Genomic DNA, 18,071 nt, shown 5'->3' on the forward strand with positions numbered 1-18,071 from the left:
AGATGGGAGAAAAATTACTGGAAATTAAAGATTATAGCGTCAGATTTACAACCGATAAGGTGATCTCCAGAGCGGTCAACCACGTGAATCTTTCTGTGGATAAAGGGGAAGTTCTCGGACTTGTCGGGGAGACAGGCGCAGGGAAAACGACGACTGCACTTTCTGTTATGGGCCTGCTTCCGAAGTATGCGGTAGAGACAGAAGGAAAAATCATATTTGACGGTCAGGAACTGACAGGGATGAAGGAAAGGCAGTACCGGAATATACGGGGAAAACGGATTTCTATGATTTTTCAGGATCCGATGACCAGCTTAAATCCGGTATTCAGGGTAGGGGACCAGATCGCCGACGTGATCAAGATTCACAATCCCAAGATAAGCCAGACCGAGGTAAACAAACGGGTAGACGACATCATGAGGATGGTAGGGATTGCGAAGGAACGAAAAAGCGAATATCCGCACCAGTTTTCAGGCGGTATGAAACAGAGGGTTATGATAGCTATTGCGATTGCAGGTAATCCGGACCTTCTGATAGCAGATGAACCAACGACGGCACTTGATGTGACAATTCAGGCCCAGGTAATCAAAATGATGCGTTCCCTGCAGAAAGAACTGGGTTCCTCCGTTATCCTGATTACGCACGATCTGGGAATCGTGGCAAACTTTTGTGATAAGGTTGCGATCATGTATGCAGGGGAAATCGTAGAGAGTGGTACACTGGAAGATATTTTTGACAAGAGCAGAGAACATCATCCATATACGGAAGGGCTGTTTGCATCACTTCCCAATATTACTGAACGCACCGAGCGTCTGACACCTATTAAGGGACTGACACCCCATCCGTCAGAACTGCCGGCCGGATGTAAGTTCCATCCGCGCTGTCCGAAATGCTCGGAAATATGCAGCCAGGGTGACACACCTCCGCAAAAACAGAAAGAGACCCATATGGTTCAATGCCACCAGATTCATGAGGAGGAGATGTAAATATGAGTGAAAAGAAAATATTGCTTGAATGCAAAAACTTAATGAAATATTTTGAGACTCCCCGTGGGATGCTGCATGCGGTTGATGATGTAACTTTCCGGCTCGAGGAAGGAAAGACGCTTGGTGTTGTAGGAGAGTCGGGGTGTGGAAAATCCACGCTCGGAAGAACAATACTGCGGCTGCTTCCATCGACCGGTGGGCAGATTATCTTTGACGGGAAGGATATTACAAAACTGCCGGATAAGGAAATGCTGAATCTGAGAAAGCAGATGCAGATTGTCTTTCAGGACCCGTTTTCCTCACTGGACCCGAAAATGACGGTTTCACAGATCATTGAAGAACCTTTGAAAATACATAAGCTTTACAACAGCAAGGAAAAAATGAGTGAGCGTGTCAGCGAACTGATGGAGATTGTCGGACTGGACGACAGGTATGTGAATACCTACCCGCATGAACTAGACGGCGGAAGACGGCAGAGAATCGGTATTGCCCGCGCCATTGCGTTAAACCCGAAATTTATCGTCTGCGATGAGCCGGTGTCCGCACTGGATGTATCGATCCAGGCCCAGATCCTGAACCTGATGATGGACCTGAAGGAAGAACTGGGACTGACTTACATATTTATCACTCACGATCTTTCTGTAGTCAAGCATATCAGCGATGAGATTCTCGTTCTCTATCTGGGGAAAATGGTCGAAAAAACCAGTTCAGACAGGCTGTTTGAGAACCCGCTCCATCCATACACAAAAGCACTGCTGTCCGCAATTCCGATTCCGGATATCGCTTTTAAAGGGAAGGAAGCACAGGTTATGAAGGGAGAAGTTACATCTCCGATTGAACCACCCGAGGGATGCCGGTTTGCTTCCAGATGTCCAAATGCCACGGAGCGATGCTTTAAAGTAAGCCCGGAATTCAAAGAAGTGGAAGAGGACCATTTTGTTGCATGTCATTTATATGAATAGGAGAGGCTTAAGATGAAGAAAGTATTGGGACTGAATTTTGGACGGGTAAACGGAAATTGTAAGAAATTTTTAACAGAGGCAGTGGAGGCGGCAAAGTGCGCAGGCGCCGAAACGCAGATCATAGATACGATGAAGCTGGAGATCAAACCCTGCATTGGCTGCGGGGCATGTTCCAGAGTGCTTGAGAGCGGAAAAGGGCAGATTACATGCTGCCAGAAGGATGATTATGAGATGCTGTCAGACGCCGTACTTGCGGCGGATGCGATTATTGTGGCGGCACCCGTGTATGTGCTGGCACCGACCGGGCAGATGAAAAACTTCATAGACCGCTTTGGTCCTGCCCATGATAAGGCATATATGCTTTTTGAGAATGAGCTCCGCAAGGATACAGGGGGCGAGGAACTAAATCCGGACTGCCTGAAACGCCATCTCGTGTCTTATATATCCGTCGGCGGCGCGACAACCCCGCACTGGGTTGCTTATGGAATTCCGGGTATGAACCTGTTCGGTATGAGCCTGAATATGAAGGTAGTAGACCAGTTGGATGCCTACGGGGCATATGTACCGGATAACCATCAGAAATTATTAGAGAAATCGAAACATATGGGTACAAGGATTGTGGAAGCACTGGATCTGAAAAACAGTGAAATCACCTGGGAATCCGATCCCGGCGTATGTCCGGTCTGCCACTGCAAAGAAGTGACACTGAACGGGACAGATCAGGTTTGCTGCCCGGTCTGCGGTATTTACGGTACTTTGAAAATGGATGGCACAAAGGTCTGCGTCGAGTTTTCAGAAGAGGAACAGAGCCGCAGCCGCCTGAAATTTACAGGTGTGCTGGAGCATCAGGTGGAGCAGGGCAGAAAAGACCGTTATCCGAGGTTTGACGAGTATGTAGAGAAGTTCAGGGCAATGCAGGAAGAATTGTAGGGGGGACATGAAAATGGAAGCTTGCTTTAGCACAGAAACTGTGGATTTGAATCATCAAATGCCCAATCGGAATCAGAGAGAAAGTAAGTATTACTGGGATGAATTATACCAGCTGATTGCTGCGGCGGGATTTACCTCTGTAGAAGTGCCATATGAGCCAAAATGGGATTTCGGCGGCCGTTCCGGAATCCCCCGGACACTGCGGTCTGTCACGGTGAAATACGGGACCATGCAGAAATATATGGAAGAAATCAGGAAGAACGGAATTGAGAAAATCAGCAGTGTACACCTTGATCCATCTCTCTTCTGTCAGGGAAACCTTAAGATGTATCTCGGCGCTTTCGGTCATTTTGGAGAAGAAGCAATAAAGTTTGCAAAAGGAGCGGGCGCAGAGACAATCGTATTGACTGCCTCACCTTCTATTTATTCCGTGAGGAAACTGATGGAAGGATCTTCACATGGGGAAGAAGAGTTCCTAAGCCAGACTGCCCGCGTCATTGACAGCCTTGCAGAAATGGCAGGGGAAGAAGGCTTAAAGCTGTGTCTGAAAAATGAATACTGGGGACTGCTTCGGGGAGAGGCAGTACTGCAATTCCTGAAACAGTGCAGAAAAGAGATTTATCTTGACATTGATACGGCACATCTTAAGATAGCCGGCACAGATCCTGCAAAGTTTATTGCTGCAAATAAGGAAAAAATCGGTATCGTACATTTGACCGACACCGGTTTTACAGACGATCAGGAGGCTTATCTGCAGCCCCTGCCGGAATATCCGGCAAAAACTGCTGCAAAGGTATTCTGCGATATCGGGAAAGGCAGCGTAGATTTACCCGCGGTATTAGCGGCGCTGGAAAATGCAGGGTATGACAAAACAGTCATATATAATTGTAAAGATTCCAATGATGTATACCGTTCTCTTTTGAGGACGCGCTGCTACATTCAAAACAAATTATCGGAATAAGCGGGAGGGAATGATGTCAAATATTAAATTATCACATATGAGCCACTGGAAAACCGTTCCATATAAACAGATTGATAACTTCAGAGATTATTATTATGAGGATAAATCCAATATTTGTTACTATCAGGACTGGGACAGGATTCTCCGCTACCACAAAGCAGCAGGATACGATGGGATTGAGATTGCACCGTGGGACCTGAATGAGATTCTGGGACTGTTCGGGACACCGGGAGAATTCACGGCATTTGCAAAAGACCACGGAATAGAAGTCAGCGGTATGTTCCACGGCTGTGACGATTCACAGATTCCGGAGAAATATGATGAAGTGCTTCAGGCAGGAAAAGATGCCATCGACACACTGCAAGCCTTTGGGGGAAAACATCTGAATGTATGCCCGGCGAGAAATTATTATGGGGTGGGGCCTTTAGGCGATGAGGACCTGAAGAATTCTGCAAAGGTGATAAATGAAATCGGACGTTACGCAGTCGATCATGGGATTCAGATCGGACTCCACAATGAATTCTTCTGCGCGGTAAATAAAGAAAACCACAGGAAGTTTCTGGAGATGACAGATCCGCGGTATGTCTTTTACTGTCTGGATACCGCACAGATTGCACTGCTCGGGGATGACCTTTTAAACTTCTACGATACATATGCAGAACGTATCTGTACATTCCACCTGAAGGATACCGCATCACGCGGTGAGCCGGATGAAACAAGGCATGGACAGGATGTAGAAATCTGTGATGATGGCTGGCGCTGGTTCTGGGAGCCGGGGGAGGGAGTGCTTCCCTTAAAAGAATTGTGGGAGCTTGTCAAAAAACATGGATTCAAGGGCTGGTGTACGGTTGAAGACGATGGCGCGCCGGATTATCTGGCGGCAATGTGTCTCTCTTCCTATTATGTAAAGCAGGTGCTTGGAAAGATCTATGAATAAAAGGATGGTAAAAATATGAGTGAGAAGAAAATTGGAATTGGTGTAATCGGGTGCGGAACAATCAGTGACGTGTATCTTACGAATATTACACAGCATTATGGGAATCTGGATTTGATTGCAGTTGCGGATATGTTTCCTGAGAAAGCTAAGATGACCCAGGAAAAGTATAAGGTTCCGAAAGCATGTACAGTAGAGGAACTTCTGGCAGATGAGAAGATACAGATTGTATTAAACCTGACAATCCCTGCAGCACATTATGACGTGAATATGCAGATCCTGAATGCAGGAAAGCATCTGTACTGTGAGAAACCTTTGACCCTGAAATTTGAGGATGCAGTGAAGGTTGTGGAGACTGCAAAAGAAAAAGGGCTGATGGCGGTGAGTGCACCGGATACATTTTTAGGGGCAGGGGCACAGACATGCCGGGTTTTGATGGAAGAAGGAAAGATTGGAGAACCGATTGGATTTACTGCCAATATGACATGTCCGGGACACGAACTGTGGCATCCGGCTCCGGGGTTCTACTATAAAAAAGGCGGCGGACCGATGTTCGACATGGGACCATACTATATCACGACATTAGTTGCGCTGCTGGGACCGATCAGGAAGATATCATGTTTTGCCATAAAGGGACGGCCGGTCAGAAATGTTTTAGGAATGCAGCAGGAGTCGGAAGTACCGACACACTATACGGCAATAGTAGAATTCGTGTGCGGGGCAGTCGGAAATGTAAATATGAGTTTTGATGTGTGGAATTCGGAATTACCATGTATGGAAATCTATGGAAGCGAAGGAAGTATTTCCGTTCCGGACCCGAATATGTTTGGCGGGCAGGTGAAGTTCTGCGACGGAAAGAAACTGGAAGGAATCGTAGGAGCTGTCACAGAACCGCATCCGGCAAAAATTATAGCGATGATGACAAACCAGAAGTCCTGTATTACAGAGCAGGAGCCGCTTTTTGCATCAGACCCGGATCCGCGCGGAAACATGCGGGGGCTGGGTGTGTCTGATATGGCACAGGCTCTTCTGGATGGAAGGAAAAGCAGGCTGTCTTCTGAAATCTCCCTGCATGTTGTGGAGGCATTAAATGCATTTGAAACAGCGGCGGAAACGAATACGGTTTATGAGATGAAAACAACCTGTCAGAAACCGGAAATGATGGGACAGGATTGGGATTTGTGGGAAGTAAGATAGGACAACAATTGACTGGTGTGCAGTTCTATGTATACAGCAGCTATTTCAGGACAAAAAAAGATATGCTTTTTTTGTCCTGAAAAAATTCAGGGAAAAAATTAGCCTAAATCCGGTAACGGTATAGGTTAATTCAAGGAAAGTTTTCGACAGACTGTGTGATTATAATAAAGGCAAGGTAAGACATAACCCCCGCAGCAGGCCGCGTGCAGGCCGGATGAGTGCGGGAACAAATTAAGAATAGGAGAATGAGTTATGGAAAAATTAAAGATTGCTATTGTTGGATGTGGTGGAATTGCAAACCAGAAACATATGCCTTCCTTAAAGGCACAGGCAGATAAGGCGGAAATGGTTGCATTTTGTGACATTATCCCGGAGCGTGCTGAGAAAGCGGCAAAGGAATATGGTGCAGAAGGCGCAAAGGTTTACACCGATTACAATGAGATGCTTTCAGATACCGGAATTGAGATTGACGTGGTACATGTATGTACACCAAATGTAGCACACTGCCCGATTACTGTTGCGGCTTTCCAGGCAGGAAAACACGTTATGTGTGAGAAACCTATGGCACACAACACAGAAGACGCGAAGCAGATGATTGAGGCATGGAAAGCATCAGGAAAGAAATTTACGATTGGATATCAGAACCGTCTGCGTGATGATACACAGACGCTGCATGCCTCCTGTGAAGCAGGGGAGCTGGGAGAGGTTTATTTTGCAAAGGCACATGCACTGAGAAGAAGGGCCGTGCCGACATGGGGCGTATTCCCGAACAAGGCGCTTCAGGGCGGCGGGCCTCTGATTGATATCGGAACCCATGCACTGGATATCACCCTCTGGATGATGAACAACTATGAGCCAGAGTCTGTATCCGGACAGGTATTCTACAAACTTGGACGTCAGGAAGACGGACCGGCAGGAAACGTATTCGGACCGTGGGACCCGGAAACATTTGAAGTAGAAGACTCTGCATTCGGCCTTGTAAAGATGAAAAACGGAGCCACGATCTATCTGGAGGCGTCATGGGCGCTGAACGTTCTAAAATCTATGGAGGCATCCACAACCCTCTGTGGGACAAAGGGCGGCGCAGAGATCCATCATGGCGGAAGCTATCCTCAGGATGAGCTGATCTATAACACAGTAGAGCACAACCAGCTGATGGAAAAAACGATTTCACCGGCAGGCGTAGTCGATTTCTTTGAGGGCGGGGCAGCAGCAGAAGCCGTACGTGAGCAGGAGCAGTGGCTCAATGCAATCATCAATGACACAGACCCTCTTGTTCTGCCACAGCAGGCATACGTCGTAACACAGATTCTGGAAGGAATCTACAAATCAGCAGAGACGGGAAAAGAAGTATTTTTCGATTAGGGAGGATTTAAAATGGCCGGCAGACAGATTTATAATCCGCAGGGATTTCAGAATGTAACAGAAGACGGAGTGGCTGTGGGATACCAGTTCCAGTTTAAAGCGCAGTATTACCGCGGCATTACGCTTTCTATTGTAAGAGATATCAAGGTGAATGTAGACGGAGAGGATGCGAAAAGAGAGGATATCCGGTTTACGGTGAACGGCGAGACATTTACGCTTGAGGAAATGCGTATAGTAGTGGATTCCGATTACCGCTGGGAATTTGGTGACTATGCGCAGGTTACGGTATTGAAAGAGGGCGGACTTTCTAAAGGAAAGCACCACATCAGGGCGGTACAGGTGATCGACCCGTCATACATGCCGTTCCAGATAGAAGCGGTTTGTGAAGCAGATTTTGAGATTGAATAGGAGGAACGGGTAATGGGCTGTGATATAAAAAGAAGTGTGTCCCTTTATAGTTATCAGGACGAATACTATGATGGAAAATTAGATCTGGAAGGATGTTTAAGAGAAACTGCTAAAACGGGGGCGACAGGAGTAGAACTTCTCGCAGAGCAGATGATCCGCCGTTTTCCGCTGCCGATTGAGACGGAAGAATTCAGGGACCAGTGGTTTGGATGGCTGGAGAAATATAATCTGGAACCGTCCTGCTACGATGCGTTTCTGGAAAACCACATTTATGACAACCGCATGCTTTCTCTGGGAGAGCAGATTAATATGATGAAACGGGATATCCGTCTGGCTTCTCTGCTTGGTTTTCACAATCTGCGTACACTGGTTTCCACACCGATGGATGTGATTGAGGGAAGTCTTGCATATGCGGAGGAAAAGAACGTAAGGATTGGTCTGGAAGTACATGCGCCGTTTTCCCTGAATTCCGGATGGGCAGACGGGTATATGGAAATGATTCACCGGACAGGCACGAAATATTTCGGATTTATCCCTGACACAGGTATCTTCTGCAGGAATATCCCGGATGTGCTGCGTGATAAAGCAAGAAGGCAGGGAGCTTCCGAGGAATGTATTAAGATTGTAGACGAGGCATATGCGCAGAGAGTAGAAAAAGGGTTTGTGAAGATCAAATATGACCTGAACCTCGGAAAAGCGAATATGGAATACCGCATGGCGAACGGGATGAAGGAAATGATGGATGCGGTAGAAAAGGCAGGCGGAGGTCCGGCCGACAAGGCATATGCGGGTGCTTCCTTTACTTATTCCTGGTCAAGTCCCCAGGACCTGGTCGACAACATTGACTACATCTATCATACACATGCAAAATTCTACAACGTGCATGAGGACTATCAGGAGACTGCAGTTGCAATTCCGGAGGTCGTGGAAGCATTTAAGAAAGCCGGATATAAAGGATACTTAAGTTCCGAGTATGAGGGCGGGGAACATCTGCGCGACATCGGAGTGGACAGCATCGAGCAGGTACGCCGCCATCAGGAAGCATTGAGAAGGGCGATTGAAGAGTAATATACCTTTCCAAAGCGGGAAGGAAACAGGTTTATACATTTGCATATAGCGGAAGAGAGGGAAACAGATGGAAAAGATGAAATTGGGGATTGTCGGTTTTGGATTTATGGGGCACTGCGATGCAGATATGATGGCTACATTTGATGAAATTGATCTGGTGGCAGTTGCAGATACGAATCCGGAGCAGCTCAAAGATGCGCCGGAAGGAGTAGAGACCTATGCCAGCATTGACGAAATGCTGGAAAGTGCGGATATTAACGTAGTCATGATATCTACACCAAACCCAAGCCATCCCGAGATGGTAAAAAAAGCCGCTGCAGCGAAAAAGCATGTCATATGCGAGAAACCGGCAGCGATGAGTGTGGCCGAATTCGATGAGATGGTCGCAGCCTGTAAAGAAAATCATGTTCTTTTCACGGTCCACCAGCAGAGGCGGTGGGACAAAGATTACCGGATCATGAAAGAAGTCTATGACAAGGCGCTCGTAGGAGATATGTATATTATCAAATCACAGCTTTACGGTGTGAACGGGAACATGCATGACTGGCATGTGTATCCGGAAATGGGCGGCGGCATGCTCTATGACTGGGGCGTTCATTTAATTGACCAGATGCTGGATATGGTGAAATCCGAAATCGTATCGCTGTATGCAGATGTACAGAACGTAATCAATGAAAAGGTAGATGACTATTTTAAGATCATTATGAAATTTAAAAACGGGGTGACTGCGGAAATCGAGCTTGGTACCTATTATCTGACCCCGAAGCGTGCATGGTTCATCGGGGGAAACACAGGATCTGCGATGATAGACGGCTTTGGCGGTGAGGGAAAGATTGTGCGTACAGCCCATCTTCTGGAGAATGTACCGGGCAAGATTACCATGACGGCAGCCGGTCCGACCAGAAGCTTCGGCCCTCCGGCACCGGGGCTGCTGTCCGAAGAGGCACTGCCGGAGACGGATGTGGCACACAGAAATTATTTTGAACATTTTCTGAAGGCTTTTCATGGGGAAGAAGAAATCGTTGTAAAGCCGGAACAGGTAAGACGCGTGCTCCGCGTTATGGACAGTGTGAGAGAGTCTGCAAGAACCGGGAAGGCAATCGCATTTGAAGAATAGAAAATCAGGAAAGAAAAAGTGAGGTAGGAAATTATGGCAAATTATGAAACCCAGATCGTTGTAATCGCGGCAGGCCCGTCAGGATTATCGGCAGCAGTACAGGCAGCGGAAGACGGCGCGGATGTCATTGTAATGGAAAAAGCGGCTGCAGTCGGCGGAGCGGCAAATATGGGGATGGGACCTCTGGGAATCGGTACAAAGTACCAGAAACAGCAGATGGTAGACATCAGTGTGGAGAAAGCCTTTGGCATGTTCATGGAATATACACATTATAACGTAGATGCAAGGCTGGTAAAACGGTATTTTGAGCAGTCTGCAGAGACGATTGAATGGTTGGAGGACATGGGCGTTGAATTCGAAGGTGCATTCCGTTATTTCCCGAAGTCCGAGGCAACATGGCACATCGTTAAGACAGACCAGGGCATTGGCCCGCGTGCGGCTTCTTTTATGAATAAAGCGTTATATGCCAGAGCACAGGAACTTGGCGTGAAGATACTCCTTGAGACACCGGCAAAGAAAATTCTGATGGAAGACGGCCATGTATCAGGCGTACTCGGAACTGATAAAGACGGAAACGAAGTAGAGATTACATGTAAGGCAGCGATTATCTGTACAGGCGGTGCAGGATGTAATAAACAGTTCATCAAAGAGGAGACCGGATATGAACACGGTGTTGACATGTTTAACTTCGCTATCCCGGGAATTATGGGAGAGGGGCTGAAGATGGCCTGGGAGGCAGGTGCAGACAAGCTTCCTGTCAGAATCGAGCAGGCAGCAAGCATCGAAGGCATTGACGATCTTCCGGGAAGTGTGGCAAATGTGATGGGACAGCCAAATCTTCTTGTAAACATTCAGGGAAAAAGAATCATGAATGAAGACCACATGCAGAATTCCACCTACCTCTCTAATGTAGTATCCCACCAGAAGGGGAAAGTTGCATTCAGTATTGTGGACTCCTCCATTGTAAGATATTACATCAAGAACGGTGTGGACAATGTATGTCTGGTTCGTCCGGACCCGGATGTATCCGATTTTGCAGACGGCGTAAAGATGGCGCAGGAGAATGGAAACGAAGGACTGTTTATCGCCGACAGCATAGAAGAATTAGCACAGATGACAGGAATTGACGAAGAAACACTGGTAGAGACCGTGGAAGAATACAATGATTTCTGTGACAGTGTGGATGAAGAATTCTTTAAAGAGAGGAGATACTTAAGGCCTATCACCAAGAAGCCTTTCTATGCGGCGAGAGTTCGTCCGGGTGGATATGGAACAGTCGGCGGTATCAGAATCAATGAAAACTGTGAGGCATGTGATAAAGAATTTGAGGCAATTCCGGGACTTTATGCAGCCGGTGCTGATGCCTGCAACATCTATGATGACAGCTATATGTTCCTGCTTCCCGGCAACTCGATGGGATTTGCAGTCAATACCGGAAGAATTGCCGGAATGAGTGCAGCAGAATTTGTAGAGGATGAAGATTAAGAAATCGTTGGTCACTGTTTACAGGCGTGTTACTATTCACGGCCAGAGGCCATGCATAGTAACTGCATCTGGTTCATTTTAAGTCGCCTAAAGGCGAGGAACCAGATGCCCGAGGCCATCACTTTATTGGCTCGGATGCCGTGCAGCGCGGTGCACGGCCCCGTGAATAGTAACGCAGGCATGCCTGAGAACAGTAACCATTATTGGGGATGAGACATTGGAAAAGAAGAATAAAGAAGTAATCAGAACGTTTTATGAAGAATTTTTCAACCTGCACCGGATAGAAACAGCAGATTTATATGTGAGGGAAGACTACATCCAGCATAATCCCGGCGTAGAGCAGGGCCGTGCTGGATTGAAGCGCGCATTTGCAGAAAAATTCAAAGAGCATCCGGAATTTCGTCTGAACATCCAGATGATGATCGCTGAAGGAGATATGGTGGCGGTCTATCTGAAAAATGTAGGGGAAGACGGGAGTACCAGATGCAGGGTAGTAGATATATACCGGCTGGAGAATGAAATGCTGGCGGAACACTGGGATGTCTTACAGCCCTGTTAGCAGAAAATCAGGCCAAAGTAGAGGAGGTTGTGTTATGGCAGTCATTACCATAGATGGGAAAACGCTGGACGTGCCGGAGAATAAAAATGTGCTTGAATGTGCATTGGAAGCAGGAATTTATATTCCACATTTGTGCCACCACAAGGATTTGAGCCCGCTTGGGTCATGCAGGATGTGTGTGGTTGAAGTAGAAGGAGAAGACCAGGTGACAACGGCCTGCACACTAAAAGCGAGAGACGGGCTGCGGATTCATACGAAAACGCCGGAAGTGGAGCGGCTTCGGATGCTGGCTCTGGAACTTTTACTGACGGGGCATCCCGAAGATTGTTCCACCTGCCCGAAGTATGGTAATTGCGAGCTCCAGATGCTGATCCAGTATATCGGACCGAAAACCGGGCGGCTTAAGATGCGTACGAAAGGTTTCCGTCCCAAAGAAGAGAATCCGCTGATCCTGCACGATATGAACCGCTGTGTACTGTGCGGCAGGTGCGTGCGGGCATGTAATGAACTGAGGGGAGTCAAGGTTCTGAATTACCAGAAAAAGGAAATGGAAACTTATGTGGGCACGCTCCACGATAAACTGCTGAAAGATGCAGACTGCCGCTTCTGCGGTGCATGTGTGGAAGTATGTCCGACAGGGACGATCCGGGACAAGGTGCTGAATCAGGAAGTAAAGAAAGAGGATGCGGTTGTGCCGTGCCGGTACGCCTGTCCTGCCCATACAGACATCCCCCGCTATATCCGCCATGTGAAAAACGGCGAATACGACGAGGCGGCGGCGGTCATCCGTGAGAAAGTGCCGTTCCCGAACGCGCTGGGGCATATCTGTACCCATACCTGTGAGCTGGAATGTAAGAGAAAAGAAGTCAATGAAGCAATGTCCATCCGTGACATCAAGCGGTATGCGGCAGAGCATGACACGGGTTCCTTATGGAAGGGCAAAGGAAAACAACTGCCGGATACAGGAAAGAAAGTCTGTGTTGCAGGCGGAGGTCCTGCGGGCCTGACAGCGGCCTATTATCTGCGCAAACAGGGCCATGCGGTAACCATAAAAGAAGCACTGCCCACACCCGGCGGCATGATGGCCTATGGGATACCGTCCTACCGTCTGCCAAGAGAAATCATTGCGGATGAAGTAAAGGTGATTGAGGATCAGGGCGTACAGATCGAAGTGAATGCAAAGGTAGAGAAGCCGGAAGAATTATTGAAGGAATACGATGCCGTCCTCATGGCAATCGGCGGGCATAAAGGCGTACGCCTGCCTATGGAGGGCAGTGGGCTTAACGGAGTCATCATAAATACAGATTTTCTGCGTGCCGTAAGCCTCGGAAATGAAACCGGCCTCGGGAAAAAAGTGATTGTCCTTGGCGGAGGAAACGTAGCGTTTGACTGTGCAAGAACTGCAAAGCGGCTTGGCGCAGAGGAAATCCATCTGGCATGTCTGGAAGCCAGGGATGTGATGACGGCAGATGATGAAGAAATCGAACAGGCACAGGAGGAAGGCATTTTTGTACATCCGGCCCAGACATTCGAGCGGATTACAGGAACAGACCATGTGACAGGGGTTGATTTCATGAATGTGAAGTCCTTTACCTTTGATGAGAACCGCCGTGCGATCATCGAAAAAGAAGAAGGCTCTGAACACCACATTGATGCGGACACCGTTATTTTCGCGGTCGGCCAGAGACCGGACATTACAGAGGAAGCCGGACTGGAACTCGGAAGGGGCAACAGCATTAAAGTGAAGGATATGGAACAGGACAAATCAACCTCGGTTCCGGGAATCTTCGCGGCGGGCGATGCTATTTACGGGACAAAATCCGTCATTATGGCGATCGAATCAGGAAGGGAAGCGGCAAGCCAGATCGACCGGTATCTGGGAGGAGACGGGGATATTTCTGAAATTCTTGCACCCGTAAAGAAACCGGAACCTTATATCGGCCAGTGTCCGGGATTCGGCTATGCACAGAGGAAACAGCCGGCAATCGATCCGCCTGAGGAACGAGGCAGTCATTTTGGCCCATTTGACCACGGAATCTGTGAGTCGGATATTTGTGCGGAAGCCGGACGCTGTCTGCAGTGCGACCTGCGTCTTCAGATTTCCAGGCCAAGCCTGTGGGGCGATTTTGCAGAGAGTAAGGAGGTCTAGGGATATGAGTGCTTTAGAAAATGCCGTAGGACTAAGTAAAGAACAGGTAATTGAGAAAATAAAAGCTTCAGGGCTGCAGGAATATGGCCTGTGCCGGGAAACACTTACCCGCCGTTTCGAAAATGCCCTCAAGGAGTGCAGGGAGGAAGAGAAAGAACCGGGAGTCGTGGCGGCACTGAATAATGCGGACACATCCGGTGTACTTCTGGAAATTCTGCGCTCAGAGCCGGAGAAAGTAATGGAGGGAATCTCCATTGCCGCATATGCTGCCGGGGCTGGTAAAAAGGTTCTGCATATCCCGGAATATGAAACCCGGCTTTCTGAGACAGTGAAGCCCGCGGCAGAAAAGTATGGGATTGAAGTCGTAACGGGCCTTGTGAATATACGTGAATCGAAGGGCTGTGTACTGCTTCATCTTGTGACGGCCGCACAGCTGGCGGAGGTGTTCCTCGGTACATACGAAAAAGGAATTTATGTCTCTGTTAATGGAGGGGCCCTTCAAAAAGCCACATGCAGCACGAAAATATCGGACCTTGCAGAATTGGAGGAAGCAAAAGCAATTCAGGCAGGATACCGGTATTATCTGCCCGAACAGGGAGAAATGACGGTGGAGGAAGCAAGAATCGATAACGGCGTCCTGAACATTCTGACAGAAAAGGAATGCGTAGTATGTGAGACAGAGAAGCAGCTTGCCGCATCCAGAAAGCAAAGCTGCGGGAAATGTGTTTTCTGCAGGGAAGGACTGCTCCAGCTGCACCATATGCAGAAGGAAATCACGGAAGGCAGGGGAAAGATGGAATTTATTGACCTGACGAAGGAAATCGGTGAGGCAATGACAATCTCCACCCCTTGTACGATGGGACAGGAATCCTCAAAAACAGCCCTTTCGGCAGTGGAACTGTTTGAGGAGGAATACAAGTCACATATCAAGAAGAAAAACTGTCCGGCGGGTGTGTGCAGTTCTTTCGTCAATATCTACATCAATCCGTCAGCATGCGAAGGATGCGGGGAATGTGCGGATGTATGTCCAAAAGACTGCATCGAAGGAAAACCGAAATACATCCATATGATTGACGATTTCGACTGCGATAAATGCGGAAAATGTATAGACGCCTGCGATGCAGGGGCAATCATCCGGACAACGGGCAAGGTGCCGAAGCTGCCGAACAGATTAACAAAAGTAGGCAAGTTTAAAAAACATTAGGATATAAAATTATTAGGTTTTCGTTTTTGAAAATTCGCTTGAAAATAAGTGCAATATAAAATAAGATGATTGATAGAGATACTACGATTAATCAGATATATAATGAAAATCAAAATGTAATATACGAAAATGAGGAGTAAAGTATGGATAACAGGCGGAAATTGATGCAGCTTTATTTTCTGACAGAGCCGGAGGTATGTACCCACTATCATCAGGATCCGGAATTGTTCTATCTGCTGAGCGGACATTTTGAGGTGAAGATAGATGATGCAGTTTACCAGATGAAAAAAGGGGATATTCTCTTAATCAATGCCAATAAACGCCATACCCTGGCAGCAAAAGGGGAACTGCTGATGGCAAGATTTGAGATAGACTTCCATCTGCTGGCGGAACAGCTTGGATCCATGCAGCTCCTTTTCTGGTGTAATTCGGTTATTGACAAGAATGAAGCCTTTCAGGAACTGAGAATACTTCTGGACAAAATTATAGACCGTTATTTTGAACAGGAAAATAAGGATGCACTCCGCATGAATGCCCTTTATTATGAAACACTGTATGTGCTTGCAGGCAATTTCCTTGTGAAGTCAGACGACATCCGTCTGAATGTAGAGGATTCTCAGGACCGCGTCCGGATACGGCAGATTCAAAACTATATTCAGGCAAATTACCAGAGCCAGATCAGCCTGAACGATCTGGCAGACAGGCTGTTTCTTTCGAATGCATATCTTTCTAAATACATAAAGAAACACCTCGGCCTGACATTTATGGAATATCTGAACAATGTACGCCTGTTTCACGCCGTAGATGAACTTCTGTACTCCAAAAAGAATATTACTCATATAGCAATGGACAATGGATTTCCTACTTCTGCCGCATTTACCAAAGCGTTCCGTGACGTACACGGGGAGTCGCCCAGTGAATACCGGAAGCTAATGCAGGAGGAAAATTCCACACCGCGGGACAGGAGGGAACTTACAAAAGAGGAAGAACTCAAGATTGTCGAATACCTGAAATTGAAAAGGCAGGAAGATGAGGCGGAAATCAGTGACTCCCGGATATGCCATATGGATGCTGCCGTGATAACCGGAAAGACCAATGACTTCGGAAAAGCAGTCGTGCTTGGGGATGCATACACCATCCTGCAGTCAGATGTACAGGAACAGCTTAAAGAACTGAAGCAGACAACGGGAATCCAATATGTAAAAATATGGAATATTCTTTCAAAGGAACATTGTTTTCTCGAGAAAAAAGGCTACAATTTCAGAAAACTGGATCTGGTATTGGATTTTATGGTTGAAAACCACATGAAGCCATATCTCGAACTGGGACATAAGCCGACTTTGTTTATGTATACCCCGGAGCGGAGTGTCAAAGGACAGGAAGAGGAACGGAAAATCTACCAGTACAGTGTTTTCGAAGAAATTATAAAACAGCTCTGCACCCATCTGGTTAACCGCTATGGGATAGAGGAACTGGAGAGCTGGTATTTTGCATACTGGAATGATCCACAGCTCAATATGACAGAGGCTGAAGGGAAATATTATCCATATTTTGAGATGATTTACAGGACACTGAAAGAAATTTCCCCAGACATCCGCGTCGGGGGTGCCAGCCTGATACTCGGGTATGAGTTAGACGTATGCAGCAATATACTAAATTTATGGAAACAGCGGAACATCACCCCGGATTTCTTCTCCGTCTGTTCCTTCCAGTATATTGCAGTTACAGACCATGAGACAAGATATGGCAGAAAATCAATCGACAGCAAATATATGAAGAATCAGATTGATATCCTGCAGAATGCAATGGATGAGAGCGGGATTGGAAATATAGAGCTTCATGTTGATGAATGGAATTTTACCATTTCCAACCGCAACGTCCTGAACGACAGCTGTGAACAGGGGGCCTATATCCTGAAAAACTATATTGACATGGAAGGTACAGTCGATTTTATGGCGTACTGGCATGCGCTGGATCTGTATTCCGATTACTATGACACAAATACCATACTAAACGGAGATTCAGGCCTGATCTCCAGGGACGGCATCCGCAAGCCATCATTCTACGCCTTCTCTTTCATAAACCGGCTTCTGCCTTATGTCATCTATAAGGATGAAAACGCTATCGTAACAACAAATAAGCGTGGGCGCTATGTCATTGGGTGCCATAATTTCAAAAAACTTTCTTCCAGATATGTATTTACGGAAGAAGACGAGATCAAGGTCCGGGAGCTGGACAACTACATGGAGGACATGGACCCGCTCGAGAGGAAATTCTGCATCAGCAATGTGAAAAACGGCAGCTATATCGTAAAAATGCATTATGTCAACAAAGAGAACGGAAGTGTACAGGATCTTTGGAAACAGATGGACTATACAAAAGGACTCGCCAAAGAAGAACTGGAATATCTGAAAAACAGTGCCATACCGTCAATTATAATGAGAACCGTACTGGTAGAAGACGGGGTGCTGGAAATCGAGAACGTGCTCAAAGCACAGGAAATCAGAATGCTGGATATACAATACCAGTACAGCTTATAAAAAGGGAGCGGTTGTCGGGGTGGGGGATGCTCCTGCGGGGGCCTGTGTGCTGCTTCTGTATCCATAAAGCACGCTTTAGAAGGTGTTGGTGAAAAAATGGGGGAAAGGAAGGGCAGAATTTGTTTTCCAAAACAAATTCTGGTGCCGCCTGAAGTTCAAAACCATCAGGTTTTGGACTGAATGCGGCGTGTACCTTCCTTTTTCCCGTT

At 47.2% G+C, this 18,071-nt stretch carries 15 protein-coding genes; all 15 read left to right on the forward strand.

Annotated features, from left to right (window positions below):
- Nucleotides 1-2 precede the first annotated feature (2 nt).
- Nucleotides 3-983, forward strand: a complete 981-nt coding sequence (locus DWX43_RS01580; RefSeq protein ID WP_118618369.1) for an ABC transporter ATP-binding protein — start codon at nucleotides 3-5, stop codon at nucleotides 981-983.
- Nucleotides 984-985: 2 nt separating this feature from the next.
- The gene (locus DWX43_RS01585) at nucleotides 986-1,945 is read left to right on the forward strand and encodes an oligopeptide/dipeptide ABC transporter ATP-binding protein (RefSeq protein ID WP_109731509.1); all 960 of its coding nucleotides are present in this window, start codon (nucleotides 986-988) and stop codon (nucleotides 1,943-1,945) included.
- Nucleotides 1,946-1,957: 12 nt separating this feature from the next.
- Nucleotides 1,958-2,875: a flavodoxin family protein gene (locus DWX43_RS01590; RefSeq protein ID WP_109731510.1), complete on the forward strand. Its 918-nt coding sequence runs from the start codon at nucleotides 1,958-1,960 to the stop codon at nucleotides 2,873-2,875.
- 13 nt (nucleotides 2,876-2,888) lie between these two features.
- Nucleotides 2,889-3,836 (forward strand): sugar phosphate isomerase/epimerase, encoded by a 948-nt coding sequence (locus DWX43_RS01595; RefSeq protein ID WP_181368697.1) that lies wholly within the window; start codon nucleotides 2,889-2,891, stop codon nucleotides 3,834-3,836.
- 13 nt (nucleotides 3,837-3,849) lie between these two features.
- Nucleotides 3,850-4,773, forward strand: a complete 924-nt coding sequence (locus tag DWX43_RS01600; RefSeq protein WP_118618370.1) for a sugar phosphate isomerase/epimerase — start codon at nucleotides 3,850-3,852, stop codon at nucleotides 4,771-4,773.
- 15 nt (nucleotides 4,774-4,788) lie between these two features.
- Entirely contained in the window at nucleotides 4,789-5,967 is a 1,179-nt protein-coding gene (locus DWX43_RS01605; protein WP_118618371.1) for a Gfo/Idh/MocA family oxidoreductase, read from the forward strand.
- A gap of 252 nt (nucleotides 5,968-6,219) precedes the next feature.
- Nucleotides 6,220-7,332 (forward strand): Gfo/Idh/MocA family oxidoreductase, encoded by a 1,113-nt coding sequence (locus tag DWX43_RS01610; RefSeq protein ID WP_118618372.1) that lies wholly within the window; start codon nucleotides 6,220-6,222, stop codon nucleotides 7,330-7,332.
- A gap of 12 nt (nucleotides 7,333-7,344) precedes the next feature.
- Entirely contained in the window at nucleotides 7,345-7,740 is a 396-nt protein-coding gene (locus DWX43_RS01615) for a DUF6379 domain-containing protein (RefSeq protein WP_118618373.1), read from the forward strand.
- 12 nt (nucleotides 7,741-7,752) lie between these two features.
- The gene (locus DWX43_RS01620; RefSeq protein ID WP_109731516.1) at nucleotides 7,753-8,808 is read left to right on the forward strand and encodes a TIM barrel protein; all 1,056 of its coding nucleotides are present in this window, start codon (nucleotides 7,753-7,755) and stop codon (nucleotides 8,806-8,808) included.
- 67 nt (nucleotides 8,809-8,875) lie between these two features.
- Entirely contained in the window at nucleotides 8,876-9,925 is a 1,050-nt protein-coding gene (locus tag DWX43_RS01625) for a Gfo/Idh/MocA family oxidoreductase (RefSeq protein WP_109731517.1), read from the forward strand.
- A 33-nt stretch (nucleotides 9,926-9,958) separates the two neighbouring features.
- A complete protein-coding gene (locus tag DWX43_RS01630) occupies nucleotides 9,959-11,410 on the forward strand; it encodes an FAD-dependent oxidoreductase (protein WP_118618374.1) in 1,452 nt (483 codons plus the stop codon).
- A 217-nt stretch (nucleotides 11,411-11,627) separates the two neighbouring features.
- Nucleotides 11,628-11,969 (forward strand): ester cyclase, encoded by a 342-nt coding sequence (locus DWX43_RS01635; RefSeq protein ID WP_118618375.1) that lies wholly within the window; start codon nucleotides 11,628-11,630, stop codon nucleotides 11,967-11,969.
- A gap of 34 nt (nucleotides 11,970-12,003) precedes the next feature.
- Entirely contained in the window at nucleotides 12,004-14,118 is a 2,115-nt protein-coding gene (locus DWX43_RS01640) for an FAD-dependent oxidoreductase (protein WP_118618376.1), read from the forward strand.
- Between the two features lie 4 nt (nucleotides 14,119-14,122).
- On the forward strand, nucleotides 14,123-15,322 hold the full coding sequence (locus DWX43_RS01645) for an NADH-ubiquinone oxidoreductase-F iron-sulfur binding region domain-containing protein (protein WP_118618377.1): 1,200 nt from the start codon (nucleotides 14,123-14,125) through the stop codon (nucleotides 15,320-15,322).
- Between the two features lie 143 nt (nucleotides 15,323-15,465).
- Nucleotides 15,466-17,862 carry a helix-turn-helix domain-containing protein gene (locus DWX43_RS01650; RefSeq protein ID WP_118618378.1) on the forward strand — a complete coding sequence of 799 codons (2,397 nt, stop codon included), beginning with the start codon at nucleotides 15,466-15,468 and terminating at the stop codon, nucleotides 17,860-17,862.
- Nucleotides 17,863-18,071 lie beyond the last annotated feature (209 nt).

The sequence above is a fragment of the Clostridium sp. AF19-22AC genome, from assembly GCF_003479085.1.
GTDB lineage: Bacteria > Bacillota > Clostridia > Lachnospirales > Lachnospiraceae > Faecalicatena_A > Faecalicatena_A orotica.